This is a genomic window from Streptomyces sp. NPDC054956, from assembly GCF_053609185.1.
This window is the reverse complement of sequence record NZ_JBSGXB010000060.1, coordinates 13,197-30,297: the sequence shown is the minus strand read 5'-3', so window position 1 is coordinate 30,297 and position 17,101 is coordinate 13,197. Positions and strand designations below refer to the sequence as shown.

At 72.5% G+C, this 17,101-nt stretch carries 14 protein-coding genes; 7 read left to right on the top strand and 7 right to left on the bottom strand.

What is annotated here, in order from left to right; genetic code table 11:
* The first annotated feature begins 298 nt into the window (after positions 1 to 298).
* Complete coding sequence (locus ACWGDE_RS13345; RefSeq protein WP_453389093.1) at positions 299 to 1,171, top strand: alpha/beta fold hydrolase; 873 nt, start codon at positions 299 to 301, stop codon at positions 1,169 to 1,171.
* Between the two features lie 100 nt (positions 1,172 to 1,271).
* Here the strand turns inward: ACWGDE_RS13345 and ACWGDE_RS13340 are convergent, their stop codons facing one another.
* From ACWGDE_RS13340 to ACWGDE_RS13330, 3 genes are all read right to left on the bottom strand, one after another.
* On the bottom strand, positions 1,272 to 2,939 hold the full coding sequence (locus ACWGDE_RS13340; protein WP_453389097.1) for a transporter: 1,668 nt from the start codon (positions 2,937 to 2,939) through the stop codon (positions 1,272 to 1,274).
* A gap of 14 nt (positions 2,940 to 2,953) precedes the next feature.
* On the bottom strand, positions 2,954 to 3,829 hold the full coding sequence (locus ACWGDE_RS13335) for an ABC transporter ATP-binding protein (RefSeq protein WP_453389092.1): 876 nt from the start codon (positions 3,827 to 3,829) through the stop codon (positions 2,954 to 2,956).
* Between the two features lie 166 nt (positions 3,830 to 3,995).
* Positions 3,996 to 4,676 (bottom strand): bifunctional DNA primase/polymerase, encoded by a 681-nt coding sequence (locus ACWGDE_RS13330; RefSeq protein WP_453389091.1) that lies wholly within the window; start codon positions 4,674 to 4,676, stop codon positions 3,996 to 3,998.
* A gap of 220 nt (positions 4,677 to 4,896) precedes the next feature.
* Between ACWGDE_RS13330 and ACWGDE_RS13325 the strand changes: the two genes are divergently transcribed.
* Positions 4,897 to 6,276 (top strand): transcriptional regulator, encoded by a 1,380-nt coding sequence (locus ACWGDE_RS13325; RefSeq protein ID WP_453389090.1) that lies wholly within the window; start codon positions 4,897 to 4,899, stop codon positions 6,274 to 6,276.
* A 306-nt stretch (positions 6,277 to 6,582) separates the two neighbouring features.
* Positions 6,583 to 8,178 (top strand): hypothetical protein, encoded by a 1,596-nt coding sequence (locus ACWGDE_RS13320; protein WP_453389089.1) that lies wholly within the window; start codon positions 6,583 to 6,585, stop codon positions 8,176 to 8,178.
* 42 nt (positions 8,179 to 8,220) lie between these two features.
* On the opposite strand, the gene ACWGDE_RS13315 is transcribed toward ACWGDE_RS13320, so the two are convergent.
* A complete protein-coding gene (locus tag ACWGDE_RS13315) occupies positions 8,221 to 9,579 on the bottom strand; it encodes an ABC transporter substrate-binding protein (RefSeq protein ID WP_453389088.1) in 1,359 nt (452 codons plus the stop codon).
* 205 nt (positions 9,580 to 9,784) lie between these two features.
* On the opposite strand from ACWGDE_RS13315, the gene ACWGDE_RS13310 reads away from it, so the two are divergent.
* Both ACWGDE_RS13310 and purU read left to right on the top strand, forming a co-directional pair.
* Positions 9,785 to 10,231 (top strand): SCO4402 family protein, encoded by a 447-nt coding sequence (locus ACWGDE_RS13310; RefSeq protein ID WP_453389096.1) that lies wholly within the window; start codon positions 9,785 to 9,787, stop codon positions 10,229 to 10,231.
* 90 nt (positions 10,232 to 10,321) lie between these two features.
* Positions 10,322 to 11,203, top strand: a complete 882-nt coding sequence (purU, locus tag ACWGDE_RS13305) for a formyltetrahydrofolate deformylase (protein ID WP_453389087.1) — start codon at positions 10,322 to 10,324, stop codon at positions 11,201 to 11,203.
* Positions 11,204 to 11,343: 140 nt separating this feature from the next.
* On the opposite strand, the gene ACWGDE_RS13300 is transcribed toward purU, so the two are convergent.
* Both ACWGDE_RS13300 and ACWGDE_RS13295 read right to left on the bottom strand, forming a co-directional pair.
* A complete protein-coding gene (locus ACWGDE_RS13300) occupies positions 11,344 to 12,696 on the bottom strand; it encodes a maleylpyruvate isomerase N-terminal domain-containing protein (RefSeq protein ID WP_453389086.1) in 1,353 nt (450 codons plus the stop codon).
* Positions 12,693 to 13,271, bottom strand: coding sequence for a sigma-70 family RNA polymerase sigma factor (locus tag ACWGDE_RS13295; protein ID WP_453389085.1), 579 nt, complete (start codon positions 13,269 to 13,271; stop codon positions 12,693 to 12,695). The genes ACWGDE_RS13300 and ACWGDE_RS13295 overlap by 4 nt, the downstream gene beginning before the upstream one ends.
* A gap of 321 nt (positions 13,272 to 13,592) precedes the next feature.
* Between ACWGDE_RS13295 and ACWGDE_RS13290 the strand changes: the two genes are divergently transcribed.
* The gene (locus tag ACWGDE_RS13290) at positions 13,593 to 14,111 is read left to right on the top strand and encodes an EF-hand domain-containing protein (protein ID WP_453389084.1); all 519 of its coding nucleotides are present in this window, start codon (positions 13,593 to 13,595) and stop codon (positions 14,109 to 14,111) included.
* A 60-nt stretch (positions 14,112 to 14,171) separates the two neighbouring features.
* Here ACWGDE_RS13290 and ACWGDE_RS13285 read toward each other — a convergent pair whose 3' ends face one another.
* On the bottom strand, positions 14,172 to 15,722 hold the full coding sequence (locus ACWGDE_RS13285) for an AMP-binding protein (RefSeq protein WP_453389083.1): 1,551 nt from the start codon (positions 15,720 to 15,722) through the stop codon (positions 14,172 to 14,174).
* Between the two features lie 169 nt (positions 15,723 to 15,891).
* Here ACWGDE_RS13285 and ACWGDE_RS13280 point away from each other — a divergent pair, with 169 nt between their 5' ends.
* Entirely contained in the window at positions 15,892 to 17,100 is a 1,209-nt protein-coding gene (locus ACWGDE_RS13280; protein WP_453389082.1) for an amidohydrolase family protein, read from the top strand.
* Position 17,101: the final 1 nt, after the last annotated feature.

Here is a 17,101-nt window from a genome sequence, read left to right as displayed (position 1 = left end):
ACCGGGCGGGTGTGGGTGGGTGTGGCGCGGCGCGTTTTGTTTTGTTTGTGGTTGGCCCCGGCGCCTCGCGGCGCGGGCACCAGTCCTCCCCTGTCTGACCTGGAGCCCCGAGCTCTCAAGGTCATCCCCTTCGGACCGTCTTCCCCGAGCGGCCCGCCTCCCTGTTGAAAGGATCTCCATCGGCAGCGGCGGCCAATCCTTGAGCAAGGTCACTCGAAAGAGCGGTGTTGTCGGCGAGAACCCCGTTTTCGAATGGGGGTTCGATACTGTGGCCGGGAGCGAAGGGGGTGCATCTGCGGTGGTACAGCGCTTCGATGTGACAGGGGCAGACGGCGTGCGCCTGGCGGCCTGGGAGTTCCGGGAAGCGGCCCCGGAGCCGTCCGGAGAGCCGGCGGCCCTCTTACTCCACGGTCTGATGGGCCGCGCCTTCCACTGGGCCGGCACCGCCCGCTGGCTCTCCGCGACCCGCCGTGTCGTGGCCCTCGACCAGCGCGGCCACGGCCAGAGCGGCCGCCCGCCGGCCGGCCCCGGCAGCTCCGCCGCCTACGGCCGCGAGGCCTTCGTGGCCGATGCCGAAGCCGTCATCGAGCAGCTCGGCCTCGCCCCCGTGGCCCTGATCGGCCACTCCATGGGCGCCCTCACCGCCTGGCAGCTCGCGGCCCGCCGCCCCGACCTCGTAGCCGCCCTGGTGATCTGCGACATGCGGGCGTCCGCCCTCGGGGAGGCCTCGCAGCAGGAGTGGGAGGACTGGTTCCGCCGCTGGCCCCTGCCCTTCCCCACGCAGGACGCGGCCCGGCGCTGGTTCGGCGAGGACGATCCGCGCGTGGAGCGCCCGGACCCCGGCCGGGGCGCGTTCTTCGCCGAGGTGATGCACGAGGCCGACGACGGCTGGCGCCCGCTGTTCTCGCGCCGCCAGATGCTCACCGCGCGCGAGACGTGGGTCCACGACGCGCACTGGGAGGAACTCGCCCAGGTCCGCTGCCCGACCCTGGTCGTCCGCGGACTGGACGGCGAACTGGGCCGCGCCGAGGCCCAGGAAATGGTCCGCGTCCTCCCGGCGGGCCAGTACGCCGAAATCCCCGACGCCGGCCACTACCTCCACTACGACCAGCCCACGGCCTGGCGCGAGGCCGTCGAGCCCTTCCTGAGCGGCATCAAGACGTCGGCGTGAGCCCGGGCGCCCCCGTCCAGCAGGAAGGGGGCGCCCGGCCCCCGGCCGTCGCCCCCTCGCCCGCGGTTCACCCCCGCGGGTTCCCGTACCGCGCGAGCGCTCAGCCCTTGCTGACCGCCAGCAGGATCTCCGGGAGCCTGCCGGCCACCGTCGGGGCCGCGAAGCGCAGGCCCGCCCAGGTGGCCAGGGTGCCCCAGGCCACGCCCAGGGGGAGCAGGATCCAGGTGAGCGACTGGTGGTCCGCGACGTTCAGGTACACGGTCAGGACGATCATCGGGGCGCAGATCACCGCCGAGGCGAGCATTCCGCCGAAGGCGCCCATCCACGCCAGCGCGCCCTGTCCCGGGACGACGTTCTTGAAGGCGCCGTCCGTCGGGATGGAGTACGGGAAGCGGGCCGAGGCCACGGCTCCCGTGCAGAGCATCGCGCCGAGCAGGGCCAGGGTGAGGCCCAGTACGGCCGGGAACGCCGACCAGTTGTCGACCAGGGCGGCCGTCACCGCAGTGACCAGGAGCGTGTACGGGACGGTGATGAGCCCGATGGCCATGGCGCGGGCGCGCAGTTCCCCGTACGCGTCCTGCTTGGTCGAGATGGTCTGCGCGACCATCCAGAACGCCGAGGTGTCCTGCCCGAACTGGTTGTACGTCTGGAGGCCGAGCATGCCCGTCCCGAAGCAGGCCAGGTACACCGAGCCGCTGCCCTGGAGGGCGTTGGCGACCGGGATGATCATGCCGATGGCCAGGGCCGACACCCACGCCGACTTGGTCTTCGGGTCCCGCGCGATGTAGCGCAGGGTGCGCTGCATGGCCGCGCCCGTCCGGTCGTCGGGGAGCAGGGACCAGCGGGAGCGGGTCGCGCCCCGCTTCTTCTCCGGCTCGGCCGCCGCGATCGTCGAGCCGTCCGGGGTCACCATGAGCTTGGTCAGGCCGCGCTCCCAGAAGAGCAGCAGCAGGACCAGGGCCGCGACCGTGACCGCCAGCTGGCCGGCCGCGACGGCGTACGAGCCCTCGCTCACGGAGTCCACCATGCCGACGGCGGTGGCGGGCGGCAGCCAGCGGACCACCGCCTCGGCGGGCTCCAGCTTCTCCAGGCCGCCGTTCTGGAACAGCCGCTGCCCGGCGAAGTTCGCGACCTGCGCGCCGATCGCGATGAGCAGACCGCTGAGCAGCGCGAGGTCGCGCCCCTTGCGGCTGGTCAGCAGTCGTACGTTGGCGGTCGCCACCGCCCGGGCCAGCGCGATGCAGCAGAGCAGCAGGAGCGGGACCGCCAGTACGGCGGCCACGACGCCCGCGGCGCCCCGGGCCAGCGCGATCGTCGAGCCGATGGCCAGGCACAGCGTGAACAGCGGCCCGATGCCGACGAGCGAGGAGGCCAGCAGGGCCCGTACGAGCGGACGGGGGCGCAGCGGCAGCATGACCAGCCGGCTCGGATCGAGGGTCTCGTCCCCGGTGGGGAAGAACAGCGGCATGAACGTCCAGCAGAGGGCGAGGACCGCCGCCAGCAGGACGACGACCGCTCCCGCGTGGGCGTTGCCGCGCAGCAGGGCCAGGCCGAGCGTGACGAAGAAGGCCACGACGAGGGCGAAGGCGAGGGTGCCGAAGTAGGCGGCCTTGCGCTTCGAGGACCCCTTGAGGCCGTTGCGCAGGAGGGAGAGCTTGAGCCGGACGAAGACCGGGGTGAGCGAGACGGGCGCGACGGCGGAGGCGCTGCCGGTGCCGGTGCCTGTGCCGGTACCGATGGTGGATCCGACGGCAGATGCGGCCCCCATGGGTGCGGAGGTGTTCATCGGACGCCCGCCCCGCTGTCCGCGCCCGCCCCGTGGCCCGTGCCGCCACCGAGCCAGTCCAGGGATTCGCCCGTGGCCCGGCCCTGTGCCCCGACCAGTTCCAGGAACGCGGCCTGCAGCGAGGGCGCGTCGCCCCGTACGTCGGCCAGCGGGCCCGCGGCCCGGATGCGGCCGGCGGCCATCACGGCCACCCAGTCGCACAGCGACTCGACGAGCTCCATGACGTGGGAGGAGAAGACGACCGTGGCCCCGGAGGAGGTGTAACGTTCCAGCACTCCGCGGATGGTCTGCGCGGACACCGGGTCCACGCCCTCGAACGGCTCGTCCAGGAACAGCACTTCGGGGTTGTGCAGCAGCGCGGCTGCCAGGCCGATCTTCTTCCGCATGCCCGTGGAGTAGTCGACGATCAGCTTGTTCTGCGAGCCGGCCAAGTCCAGGACGTCCAGCAGCTGCGTGGCCCGGCTGTCCGTCTCACGGCCCGGCAGCCCCCGCAACCGGCCCATGTAGCCCAGCAGTTCGCGCCCCGAGAGCCGCTCGAAGAGCCGCAGCCCCTCCGGCAGTACGCCGATCCGGGACTTCACCTCGACCGGGTCCGCCCACACGTCGTGCCCGGCGACGATCACGCGGCCCATGTCCGGGCGCAGCAGCCCGGTCACCATCGACAGCGTCGTCGTCTTGCCCGCCCCGTTCGGTCCGACCAGACCGATGAACTGCCCGGCGGGCAGCACCAGATCGATCCCCGCGACGGCCACCTGCTCGCCGAACCGCTTCCACAGACCCTCCACCCGCACGGCGGCCGCGGTGGACGGAGCGGATCGCGCACCGCCATCCGTACCGTCGGTCCCACCCGTCGCAACGCCCTGGTCCGGCATGCGCCTGCCTCTCGTTCTGTTCCCCGTTGTCCTGCTTTCCTCACCATAGGAGGAGGGGTGGAGGGCAGAGCAGTTACGTATGTCATGAGTTTGCGGGCGACTCGGCCCCACCCCCGTGGCGCGGTACGGAGCTTCGCGCCACGGGGCCGCAGGGGTGCGGCAGGGCCTACGCGTTGCGCCGGGCCCGCTCCGCCGCCGCCTCGCGACCGCACGCGTACGCGAGCGCGTCGATCAGCTCCTCCACGTCCGGCAGCCACCGGTTCGCGGCCGTCGGCGGCTGCGCCCACTGCACCGAGCCGCGCCCGCCGATGCGGGTCGGCGGCGCGGCCACGTACTCGCCCTCGCCGCGCGCGGCCAGGTCGAGTTGGGACGGCTGCCAGCCGATCTTGCGCAGCAGGTCGGGCACCTTCGCCCCGGCGCCCGGCAGGACGAAGAACAGCATCCGCCCGGCGGGGTTGGCGATCACCGGCCCGAGGGTCCGCTGCATCCGCTGGAGCCGGGCCAGCGCCAGGAATCCGGCCGCGTCCGGCACGTCGAGCGCGTCGAAGGTCCGGCCGGTCGGCAGCAGGATCGCGGCCTTCGGGTTCTTGCCCCAGAGCCGGCGGACCTGCACGGCGCTGCCCGACGCGTGCGAGGCCCAGTCCTTCACCGTCGCGTGCGCTCCGGGCGACGGGCAGTCCGCCGCACCGCACGAGCACCGCTCCCGCCCGTCGACGGACTCCAGCCAGGCGCCCGCGAAGACGTCCCAGTGCCGTTCTTCCGTGTAGCGCACGGCATGGTCCAGCAGCGGCTCACTGCGCTGCAGGGGGATGGGCGCGGTCTCAGTGACTCCGATGGTCTTTTCCACGTGCAACACAACTCTTGCGGTCACCGGGGGTTACGGGCGTAAACCAGCCGGGGCCCGGAGCATCGATCCTGCATGCGGGGCGCATCGGTGCATCACGGGGGGCGCGTGGGAGGGCGGGGCGCCGGAGGTGGGTAGCGACACGACGCAATGGGGAAGATTCCCCGCACATCAGGCGGGAAGTGATCATTCCAACGATCACCCGCGGCCACTGGGGGTTTTCATGGCAGCCAGGCCTCTCGTCGCCCGCCAGCCGAACGAACGGCTGCAGGCGCTCATCCAGGAAGCCGGGTGCTCCAATGCCGGGCTCGCCCGGCGCGTCAACATGTGCGGGGCCGAGCACGGCCTCGATCTCCGCTACGACAAGACCTCCGTGGCCCGCTGGCTGCGCGGACAACAGCCGCGCGGCCGGGCCCCCGGCATCATCGCCGAGGCGCTCGGGCGCAAACTCGGCCGGACCGTCACCATCGACGAGATCGGCATGGCCAACGGCAAGAACCTCGCCTCCGGCGTGGGCCTGCAGTTCTCCCCGACCGTCGTCGGCGCGATCGAGCAGGTCTGCGAGCTGTGGCGCAGCGACGTGGGACGCCGCGATTTCCTCTCCGGTTCGAGCGTGGCCTCCTCCGCGCTCGTCGAGCCGAGCCGCGACTGGCTGATCACCGGGGCCGACGCGCAGGTCGCGCGCAGCGGCGGCTCCCGGGTCGGCATGTCCGACGTGGAGGCCGTACAGGCCACCACCGAGGCGCTCAAGGACCTCGACCACCGCTTCGGCAGCGGGCACGTGCGGCCGGTGGTCGTGCACTACCTCAACTCGGTGGTCTCCGGGCTCATCGGCGGCTCGTACCGGGAACCGGTGGGCCGGGCCCTGTTCGCGGCGGTCGCCAGGCTCACCGAGCTGGCGGGCTACATGGCGGTGGACACCGGCCAGCCGGGCCTGGCCCAGCGCTACTACATCCAGGCCCTGCGCCTGGCGCAGGCGGCGGGCGACCGCGCGTACGGGGGCTACGTACTGGCGGCGTCGATGAGCCACCTCGCCGCCGAGCTGGGCAACCCGCGGGAGATCGCACAACTGGCGCGGGCCGCTCAGGAGGGGACGAGGGGACAGGTCACCCCGCGCGTGGAGGCGATGTTCTACGCGGCGGAGGCGCGGGGGCACGCGCTGATGGGCGACACCCGGGCCACGGCGGTGCTGTCCTCGCGGGCGGTGACCGCGCTGGAGCGGGCGGAACCGGAATCGGGCGACGACCCGGAGTGGATCCGCCACTTCGACCAGGCCTACCTGGCGGACGAACTGGCGCACTGCCACCGCGACCTGGGCCAGGCCGACGCGGCGGCGAGGCGGGCGGAGGAGGCGCTGCGGGAGCTCCCGGCGACGAAGGCGCGGCGCCGCGCGATCGGCATGCTGCTGCTGGCGGCGGCGCGGGTGCAGCAGCGGGAGGTCGAGGCCGCCTGCCAGACGGCCGCGCAGGCGTCGGACGTCCTGGCGGGCATCCGCTCCAACCGCGGGGCGGTGTACCTGGAGGACTTCCGTACCCGCCTGGACCCGTACCGGGACGAGCCGTCGGTCCGAGAGTTCACGGCCCGCCTGGAACCCGTCCCGTAAGCGGCGGACGCGGCCCCGGGCCCGGGCCGGCCCTGCCCGGCCTGGTGCCGGCGGTGGTCGGCGGGTGCGGCGCGGGCCTCCGTGGAGGTGGCACGGGGCCTCCGCGGAGGTGGCACGGGGCCTCCGCGGGGGTGGGCGGAGTCGCGTCGGCGGGAGGGGCGCGGCGGCGCAGGACGGGGGTGGGGTGTCCCGGGGACGGGGTGGGGGTGGAGCCGTCGGGTAGGGGAGGCCTGACGGGGGAGCGGGGTGACCGGGTAGCGTGGGCCGACGGTGCCGTAGTTCGGACAGGTCGGAGAGGGAGTCCCGGTGACGGAGAGCGGACAGGGCGGCAGCCCCCAGGCAGGCGTGCCGTGGGGCCCGCCGATGCCGGCGCAGCCGCCGACGCAGCCGCCCGCGCAGCCAGACGCGCAGCCGGAACACCCGCAGGGCCAGGCCTCGTACGCCTACCCCGCGCCCGGCGCCCCCGGCACCGATGGCCCGTCCTACGGCTACCCGCCGCAGGGCCACGTCGTCGGCCCCGGCTACGAGGGCCCCGGCGACCCACACGGCTACGGCTACCCGCCGCTGCCCGAAGCGGTCACCCAGTACATCCCGCCGGTCCCGGCCACCCCCGAACCCGGCGAACCCGCTTGGTACAGCGCACAGGGCCAGGGCCAGGGCCAGGGCCAGGGCCAGGGCCAGGGCCAGGCAGGCCCCGGGCACGGTGAGCCCGGCGGTCGGCATGGTGGTCAGGTGCCCGGTGGGGTCGGGCAGCAGGAGGATGCGACGCAGCTCATCGCTCCGGTTCCGGCCGGGCCCGCGGACGGGGAGTCCGGCGGGCGGTACGGCACCTCCGGGCACGGGTACGGCGCCCCGGCCCACGAGGAGGCCGCGACGCAGTTCATAGCGCCGATCCCGGCCGACGCCTCGTACGGGGACTCCGCCGGCCGGTACGGCACCCCCGCCGCCCCCTCGCACGAGGAGGCCGCGACCCAGTTCATCCCGCCCGTTCCCGCCGCCCCCGCGGACCCGGCCGCCGGGTTCGACGGGCTGTTCCGGGGCGACGCCCAGCACACCCAGCAGTTGCCGCCCGTGCAGGAGCCGGTGCTCCGGCAGCGGACTCCGCGCCCCTACCAGCCGCAGGGGCAGCGCGCGCAGCAGCCCCCGCGCGGGCAGCAGCCTCAGCAACAGCAGTTCCAGCCCCAGCAGTTCCCGCAGCAGCCGCACCCGCAGCAGCAGTTCCAGCAGCCGCAGCCGCACTTCCAGCAGCCGCCCGGCTCCGATTCCGCGCCCCGCCGGGTCTCGCCCGCGATCATCGGCGCCGTCGTCGTCGGCCTGGCCGTCGTCGGGCTCGGCGTCGGCGCGGTGCTCAGCGACGACAAGGCGCAGAACACCGACCCCGGCGCCGTGGGGACCGCCCCCTCCGGCAAGGGCTCCGCGGCACCCGGCGAGGCGCCGCTGGATCCGGCGCAGCCGCAGGCGGTCCAGCTGGACAAGCTCCTCGCGGACAGCAACGACAGCCGGGCCTCGGTGATCAAGGCCGTCGATGACATCAAGGGCTGCCGCAACCTCGACCAGGCGGCCCAGGACCTGCGCGACGCGGCCCGTCAGCGCGAGGAGCTGGTGACCCGGCTCCAGGAGCTCAAGGTGGACCAGCTCCCGGACAACGCCAAGCTGACCGCCTCCCTGACCAAGGCCTGGAACGCCTCGGCGGACGCCGACAACAGTTACGCGGACTGGGCGGACGACGTGAAGAGCGACGGCGACAAGTGCAAGGACGGCAAGGCCAAGTCGAACGACAACGCCTCCGACGGCAACAAGGCGAGCGGTGAGGCCACCAAGGCCAAGGAGACCGCGGCCGGACTGTGGAACACGATCGCCGGCAAGTACAACCTCACGAAGAGGGACAAGAGCCAGCTCTGACCGGAGAGGGCAGGGGGGCCGGAGCCGGCCCCCCTGCGGGGCTCAGCTCGCGCGCGGGGCCTGTTCCAGGGTCTGGGTCATGTCCGCGGTCTGCTCGCCCTGCTGGGCCACGAGGCGGCCCTGCTGGACGACCTGGAAGGTGACCCGGCCGTTGACGATGCGCGGGAAGCCCGCGACGGCGCGCATGTCCTGGTAGCGCCAGCTCAGGTCGGGGGTCAGGCCGCCCGTCTTGACCGGCTCGGACTGGTTGAGCTTGCGCGCGAGCGCGCGCGCCGAGACGGCCTCCCCGCTCTTGAACCGCTTCAGGGCCTCACCGAAGACCGTGTAGGCGATCCACGTGGTCTGCGCGCCGCTGTCGTCGGGGTCGACGGTGGAGTCGCCGAAGGCGTGCTCGGTGATGACCCGGCGCATCGGCTCCCAGAGCGGATCCGCGGCCACCGGGTACCAGCTGGTGACGTACGCGCCCTCGAAGGGGCTCTCCTTGCCGCCGGTGCGGTCCACCAGGGCCTGGCTGACCGAGCCGAGGACCGAGGAGATCTGCGGCTTCCTGCCCTGGGAGTCGGCGGCGCGCCGGAAGGCGTCGAAGAAGGTCTCGGTGCGCGAGCCGAGCACGGCGGCCACGCAGCCCTTGTCCTTGGTGTCCTTGGCGGCCGCGTCCTTCGCGGACCCGCCCTCCTTCGAGGTGGTGCCGCCCCTGGGCACGGAGGTGTCGGTCAGGGCCTCGCGGGCCTGCGCGGAGAAGTCCGCGGAGTCCTCGGCGGCGCGGATGTCGCTGGCCTCGGACATCTGGTTGGCCTTGAGGCCGGCGTTGAGCTGGACCGGCAGGGAGTCCGCCGCGAGGGTGTCGGGGCGGACGAGGGCCACCTTGGAGCAGGCGCGGCCCAGCTGGTGACCGGCGCCGGCCAGGAGGACGGGCTGGCCGCCGTTGACGGGGTAGGAGAGCGGGGACTGGAACTCCTCCGAGGAGACCCCGTACCCGCCGATGAACGGGATGCCCTCGGCCTCCAGCGGGGCCATGAAGGCGCGCCCGTGCTGGCTGTACGAGCCGACGACGGCGACGGCCTTCTCGGCGATCGCCTTGCGGGCACAGTCGGCGGCGCCGCCGGGGGAGTTGCGCTCGTTGCAGGTCAGGACGCGGAGCTTGTGGCCGTTGATGCCGCCCTTGGAGTTGACCCAGCGCTCGTAGGCCTTGGCCATGCCCGGCATTCCGGGCATGTTGGTCGCGTTGGAGTCCGTCGGCGCGAACGTCATGACCGTGAGGGTGCCGTCGGTGCCCCCGGAGCCCCCCGAGCCCCCGGGGAGCACCCCGCACCCCGCGAGGAGGCACGCGCCCATCGCGGCGGCCGCGGTCTTGGTCAGGAGGGTGCGGGACAGGGCTGCTGCGCGTTGCCGGGTGGTCATGTGCATGCACCATTCCGCGTGCGGGTGACCGAAGGGTGAGGTGTACACAACATCGGGTGACACCCCGGTGAATTGCGGGTGGCGGGCGCGCGCGGACCGTGCGAGGGCGCCTCAAGATCACGCAAGACGGGAACGTACGATCGAAAGCGTGACATTCGCCCAAAGCTCGAAGAACTCTTCCCGCCGCGGCGGCCGCTCCTCCACCATGGGCGGCATGCCCCTCAACGACATGCCGTGGTGGCGCTGGCGCAGCAACGTGCGCTCGGCGCTGCACATGCTCTCCGACCCCGTCTTCCAGGAAGACACCTGGCTGGCCGGCGCCGAAGGCTTCGGAGACGTCACCGACGCCGTGTACCGGCTGGTCGAGGACACCTGGCTCGACAGCTGGTCCGCCGAGAAGTACGTCGGCACGATCTTCCGCGACTCGCAGGAGGCGGCCCTGGTCGACCTCGCCGTGCTGCGGGTGCTCCGGATCATGCACCAGATCGGCCCCGACGCCCCCGTCTCCGGTTACCTCGAGCACCACGCCTGGCCGGAGGCCGTACGGGCCGCGCGCGAAGCCCACGTACGGCTGGCGACGGCGGACGGGGACGACCCGGACGCGCGCCCGCGGTCGCTGGAGGTCCTGCGCATCCTCACCCGCGCCGCGTGAGCGGTGCCGTGCCCGCGGTGCCGTGCCCGCGGTGCCGTGTGAGCGGCGGCGCGATGTGAGCGGCGACGCGATGTGAAAGGCTCTGCGGTCATGAGCGATGACCCGCAGCCGCAGCCCCAGGCCGCGCAGCAGTACGTATTGACCCTCTCCTGCCCCGACAAGCAGGGCATCGTGCACGCGGTGTCCAGCTACCTCTTCATGACCGGGTGCAACATCGAGGACAGCCAGCAGTTCGGCGACCGCGACACCGGCCTCTTCTTCATGAGGGTCCACTTCGCCGCCGACGACCCGGTGACCGTGGAGAAGCTCCGGGCCAGCTTCGCCGCGATCGGCGACACCTTCCGGATGGACTGGCAGATCCACCGCTCCGACGAGCGCATGCGGATCGTGCTGATGGTGTCGAAGTTCGGGCACTGCCTCAACGACCTGCTGTTCCGCCACCGGATCGGCGCGCTCCCCGTCGAGATCGCGGCCGTGGTGTCGAACCACACCGACTTCGAGGAACTGGTCGGCTCGTACGGGATCCCGTTCGTGCACATCCCGGTCACCAAGGACACGAAGGCGGCGGCCGAGGCGCGGCTGCTGGAGCTGGTCCGCGAGGAGAACGTCGACCTGGTCGTCCTCGCCCGCTACATGCAGGTGCTCTCGGACACGCTGTGCAAGGAGCTGAGCGGGCGGATCATCAACATCCACCACTCCTTCCTGCCGAGCTTCAAGGGCGCGAAGCCGTACCACCAGGCGCACGCGCGCGGTGTGAAGCTGATCGGCGCGACCGCCCACTACGTGACGGCCGACCTCGACGAGGGCCCGATCATCGAGCAGGAGGTCGAGCGGGTGGGCCACGAGGTCACCCCCGACCAGCTCGTGGCGATCGGCCGCGACGTCGAGTGCCAGGCGCTGGCGCGGGCCGTGAAATGGCACAGCGAGCACCGGGTCCTGCTGAACGGGACCCGGACGGTCGTCTTCACGTAGCGATCGGTTCAGCCGGGACGCGGTCCGGGCAGAGCCCCCTGTCCGGCGGAGCCGGGTTTCCTGGGGCTCTGCCCCGGACCCCGCGCCTCAAGCTCCCCCAGCTACCGCTGGGAGGTGCCCCCTGGCGGGGCCGGGGGCGGCTACAGGCGGCTGAGCGAGGCGGCCGCGAACAGGACGTCGCGGATGGCCTCGCGGTCGCCGTTCTGGCCGACCGCCGCGTCCTCCGGGAAGATGTGCCCGGCGGCCAGCTGGCAGAACTCGGAGCCGTCCAGGGCGATCCGGGCCACCGTGTGCTCCGGCGACGGTTTGGCCGCCGGGGAGTCCAGCGCGATGTCCCAGCCGCCTCCGCCCGCGCCCTCGATCTCCAGGTGCAGGGTCCGGCCGGGCGCTCCCGCCGCGACCAGCCCGCGCGCGGGCGCCGCCAGACCCGCCCGCCGGCGTCCGGCCAGCGCCGCGGGCAGCAGCCGGGCCGCCAGGTCGATCATGCGGTGCAGGTGGGGAGCGGAGGGCGGCTCGTACGGATAGTCCACCGCCTCCGCGATGTCCAGGGCATGGACCCAGCACTCGAAGGCCCGCTCCAGGAAGGCGTCTCCCAGGGGCAGGGCGAAGGGCCCGTAGTCCACGGACAGTTCGGCCACCCCGCGGCCCGCGAAGGACACCGTGCGCACCAGGGTGTGGCCCTGCTCCCGCCACGGCTCGCGGACCCGCCGCGTCGTCGGGTACGGGGAGTCCTCCCAGAACTGCTCCGTACGGCCTGCCGGGGTGGGCGAGCGCACGTCGGGGCCGAGCGGGTCGTCGAGGCCCAGCGCGGCGGCGATCAGTCCGTCCACCGACAACAGGTGCCCGATGACCCCGGCCACCGTGGTCCGGCGCGACTGGTGCCGCTCGTCCTCGAACCACTTGAGGCGGACCGGGGTGTGCCACTCGGAGTCGCCGAAGTCCCGTAGCAGCGCGTCGAGCCGCGCCGTCTCGGTGTCGTACGGGGTCGCCCACACCGGTACGGGGATCCGCGCCGGGCGCTTGCCCAGGCAGTCCTCCAGCACGCGCGAGCGCAGCAGCGGCTTGAGGTCGAGGCTCTCCTCCGGGTGCAGCAGCCCCACGGCGTCGCGCAGCCGCAGCGCCTCCTCGGCGCAGGGCGCGCACTCGGTGAGGTGGTCCTCGACGGCCTGCGTCTCGTCGGAGGAGCAGGCCGCCAGGGCCCACGCGCCGAGCAGGGACTTCAGGACGGCGTGGCTGGGCGGGGGCGCGGGCGGCGCCGGGGGCGGAGCCGGCTCCTCCGCGGGGCCGGGGGCCTGCGCGTCCTCGAGGTGCTTCGCGTACTCCGGGAACCCGGTGAAGTCGGTGTACTCCGGGTACGTGGCGGCCTGCGGGTACTGCGTGTAGTCGAGGTCGTCGGCGGCCCCGCGCGGGCCCGGTATGCGTGCCTGGCCGGGCTTCCGGGGCCGTTCGTACTCTTCGCCGTCTTCGGCGGCGCCGTCGAAGGGGGTGGTCATCGGTGGGTTCCATATCCGGAAGTGCCGTATCCGGGCGGGACGGTGTCGTCCCGGGGGACGGCGTTGGCCGTCGACAGCAGTTGCAGGCCCAGGCGCAGCCTGCGCCTGGCCTCGTCCTCGCTGATCTGCAGGTCGGCGGCGGCCTGGCGGTAGTCGCGCCGTTTGAAGTAGGCGAGTTCGAGCGCGGCCCGCAGCGGTGCCGGCATCGAGGTGACGATGAAGTCGGCGCGGGCGGCCGCGTTGGCGCTGCGCACCTTCTGTTCCAGCTCCTCGCGGGAGCCGCGGCCCAGTTCGGCCTGGCGCAGCCGGGCGACGGCCTGGCCCTGGGTGATGCGGGCGACCCAGGAACGCATGGAGCCCTGCTTGGGGTCGTAGGCGTCCGGGTTCTCCCAGATGTAGCCGAAGACCTCGCGGGTGATCCGGTCGGCGGCCTTCTCGTCGCCCAGGACCCGGTGGGCGAGGCTGTGCACGAGCGAGGCGAAGCGGTCGTAGAGCTCGCCGAGGGCGGCGGCCTCACCCCGTGCCAGGCGTTGCTGCATGCGTCGGTCCCAGCGCGGTGGTACGTCCTTCGCCATCGTGCCCCCACCGGGATTCCCGGATTCGCAGCCGTGTGTCGACGACTCGAATGTAGTGGGCACTCAGCGATGTGCGCCCGTTTTGCCAGAACCTCGCCCTGGAAGTGCGCCCTCCGTGATAGGGGCGTAGCGCACTGTGAACCGTGGGGCGCGCCATGACGGATGGGCACAGGCGTACGCGCCCCGCCGCGCTCCTCGTGCGCTGGTTCGATGCGGCCACCTCCTTGCCCGCTTCGCTTAACGCGCAGGCCACATAGGCCTTACGCTCCTGCCTTGTCTTGAACTGAACCCCACCGCACACGTGAAGGCGGAACGCCGAATATGGACAGCGCAGAATACGAGCGCAAGATCGCCGCCCGATTCGCCACCTTCGACCAGGACGGGAACGGCTATATCGACCGGGAGGACTTCAGCGCGGCCGCCAAGGCGGTACTGGCCGAATTCGCCGTTGCGGCCCGCTCCGACAGGGGTCAGGCCGTCTTCGCGGGCGCGGAGGCCTTCTGGCAGGGCATGGCCGGGATCGCCGACGTGGACGGGGACCAGCGGGTGTCCCGCGAGGAGTTCATCACGGGCGCGGCCAAGCGGCTGCGCGACAACCCGCAGCGGTTCGCGGAGATCGCCCGCCCGTTCCTGCGGGCGGTGATCGCGGTCGCGGACGACGACGGTGCCGGCCCGACCCCGGCGGCCACGGCCCGCGTCCTGCGGGTCCTCGGCACCCCGGAGGAACTGGCCGCGCCGGTGGCGGCGGCCCTGGACGCGGACGGCGACGGCCGCATCTCGGAGGACGAGATCCTGGCGGCCTTCGCGGGCTACTGCGGCGTGGCGGCCCCGGACGCGTAGGCCCCGAGGGGGCGGTAGGGGCCCCGGGCAAGGCGCCCGGAGGTCCCGGCCGCCGTCGGTTCACGCGAAGCGTTCGCGCAGCTTGTACTTGAGGACCTTGCGCAGGGCGTCGTTGCGGGGGAGGGCGTCCACCAGTTCCAGTTGTTCCGGGAGCTTGTGGGGGGAGAGGCCCTCCGCGCGGAGGTACGACGTCAGGTCGGGGAGGGTGAGCGGGGGCGCGCCCGAGGGCTGTTCGACGACCGCGCAGACGCGTTCGCCGCGTTCCGGGTCGGGGAGGCCGATGACCGCCACGTCGGCTATCGCCGGGAGCCGGTGGAGCAGGTCCTCGATCTCCTTCGCCGAGATGTTCTCGCCCTTGCGGATGATGACGTCCTTGCTGCGGCCCGTCAGGACGAGGTAGCCGTCCGGGGTGAGGTGGCCGAGGTCGCCCGTGATCAGGTAGCCGTCGGCGTCGAAGACCCCCGTGTTCTCGTCCCGGTTGAGGTAGCCCTGGCAGACGGCCTCCCCGCGCAGCCGGACCTCCCCGTCCGTGTTCGGGGGGAGGGGCGTGCCTTCCGGGGTCGTGATGCGGATGGACATGCCCGCCGGGGGGCGGCCCTCGGTCGTCGCCAGGTTCTCCGCGGTGTCGTCCGGGGCGCCCATCGTGATCATCGGGACCTCGGTCATGCCGTAGCCGTGGGTGAGCTGGCACCCCAGTTCGCGGACGACCGCGTGGTAGATCTCCGGGGGCTTCGGGGCGCCGCCGCCCGCCAGGAGGCGCAGTGAGGGGATGAGCGGCGAGGACGGGTCCTTGCGCTGTTCCGTGAGGAACATGGAGTAGAAGGCCGTGGAGCCGCCGGCCACCGTGACCCCGTGGCGGCGGTAGCCGTCCAGGGCGTCGGGCATCGCGAACTTCTCGAAGAGGACCGCGGGGAACCCGTACAGGAGCAGCATCACCGTGTAGTCGGGTCCGGCGATGTGGGCGAAGGGGAAGGCCATCGAGCCGACGTCGGACGGCGTCAGGTGCAGGGCGTGGGCCAGGCAGGAGCCGCCCGCGATGAGGGAGCGGTCCGTGTGCAGGACGCCCTTGGGGTCCGAGGTGGTGCCCGAGGTCCAGTAGATCCAGCGGACCGAGACGCCTTCCCCGGGGGGAGGGGGGAGTACCGCCGGGTCCCCGGCCGGCAGGGACTCGTAGGCCTCGAAGACGCCCCGGGCGCCCAGGCGCTCCGCCATCGCCGTGTGGTCGAAGCCGCGCCAGGTGCCGGGGACGGCGAAGAACTCCGCCTTGGACTCGCGCAGGGCGAAGCCGACCTCGCGGTCCCGGTAGAAGGGGATGACGGGGGTCTGGACGGCGCCGATGCGGGCGAGGGCGATCGAGAGCAGGACGGTCTCGATGCGGGTGGGGAGCTGCCAGGCGACCACCGTGCCGGGGCGCACGCCCATGTCGTACAGGCCGGCCGCGACCTCTTCGGAGCGGTCCCGCAGCTCCCCGAAGGTCAGCCGGCGGTCGTCGGCCGGGTCGTCGGCCGCCTCGATGAGGACGGGGGCGTGCGGGGTCATGGCGGCCCGGCGGGCGATCAGGTCCCACAGCGTCCGGGACCGGCTGAGCTCGACTGCGGTGTTGTCCGTCATCCCGGACCGACCTCCCCTGGCCGACGATACCTGACGGTTAGTCAGATCAAGCGCAGAGCGTAGAGCTCGGACGCTTGTCGGTCCAGGGGTGGCGAGGCTAGCTTGGTTCCAGATTTCTGACGCTCCATCAGATTCACCGGAATCATTCGGCATGCGGCGAGGGGACACCATGGAACTGCCTCGGATCATCAGCGTCGACGACCACGTCATCGAGCCCGCCCACCTCTTCGACGTCTGGCTGCCGGCCAAGTACCGCGACCGCGGACCCAAGGCCCTCACCGCCGGCATCGGCGAACTCGCCTACACCGGCGGCAAGTACGTGATCACCATGGACCCCGACGGCCCGCCCACCGACTGGTGGATCTACGAGGACCTCAAGTTCCCGTACAAGCGCAACATCGCCGCCGTCGGCTTCGACCGGGACGAGATGACCCTGGAGGGCATCACCCGCGAGGAGATGCGGCGCGGCTGCTGGGACCCCAAGGCGCGCCTGCTCGACATGGACCTCAACCACGTCGAGGCCTCCCTGTGCTTCCCGACCTTCCCGCGCTTCTGCGGCCAGACCTTCGCCGAGGCGCACGACAAGGAGGTCGCCCTGGCCTGCGTGCGCGCCTACAACGACTGGATGGTCGAGGAGTGGTGCGGCGACAGCGGCGGCCGGCTCATCCCGCTGTGCATCATCCCGCTCTGGGACATCGACCTCGCCGTCGCCGAGATCCGCCGCAACGCCGCCCGCGGGGTGCGGGCGGTGACCTTCTCGGAGATCCCCACCTACCTCGGACTGCCGTCCATCCACTCCGGCTACTGGGACCCCTTCTTCGCCGTCTGCCAGGAGACCGGCACCGTCGTCAACATGCACATCGGGTCCAGCTCCCAGATGCCCGCCGCCTCTCCCGACGCGCCGCCCGCCGTGCAGGCCTCGCTCAGCTTCAACAACGCCATGGCCTCGATGATGGACTTCCTCTTCAGCGGCGTCCTGGTGAAGTTCCCGACGCTGAAACTGGCCTACAGCGAAGGCCAGATGGGCTGGATCCCGTACGCCCTGGAGCGCGCCGACGACGTCTGGGAGGAGCACCGTGCCTGGGGCGGCGTCCGCGACCTGATCCCCGAGCCGCCGTCCACGTACTACTACCGGCAGATGTTCTGCTGCTTCTTCCGCGACAAGCACGGCATCGCCTCGCTCGACGTCGTCGGACGCGACAACGCCACCTTCGAGACCGACTACCCGCACGTCGACTCGACCTTCCCGCACACCAAGGAGGTCGCCCTCGACCACGTCAAGGGACTCGACGAGGAGACCGTCTACAAGCTGATGCGCGGCAACGCCATCCGCATGCTCGGCCTCGATTTCGACAAGGACCGGCGGACGGGACGGTAAC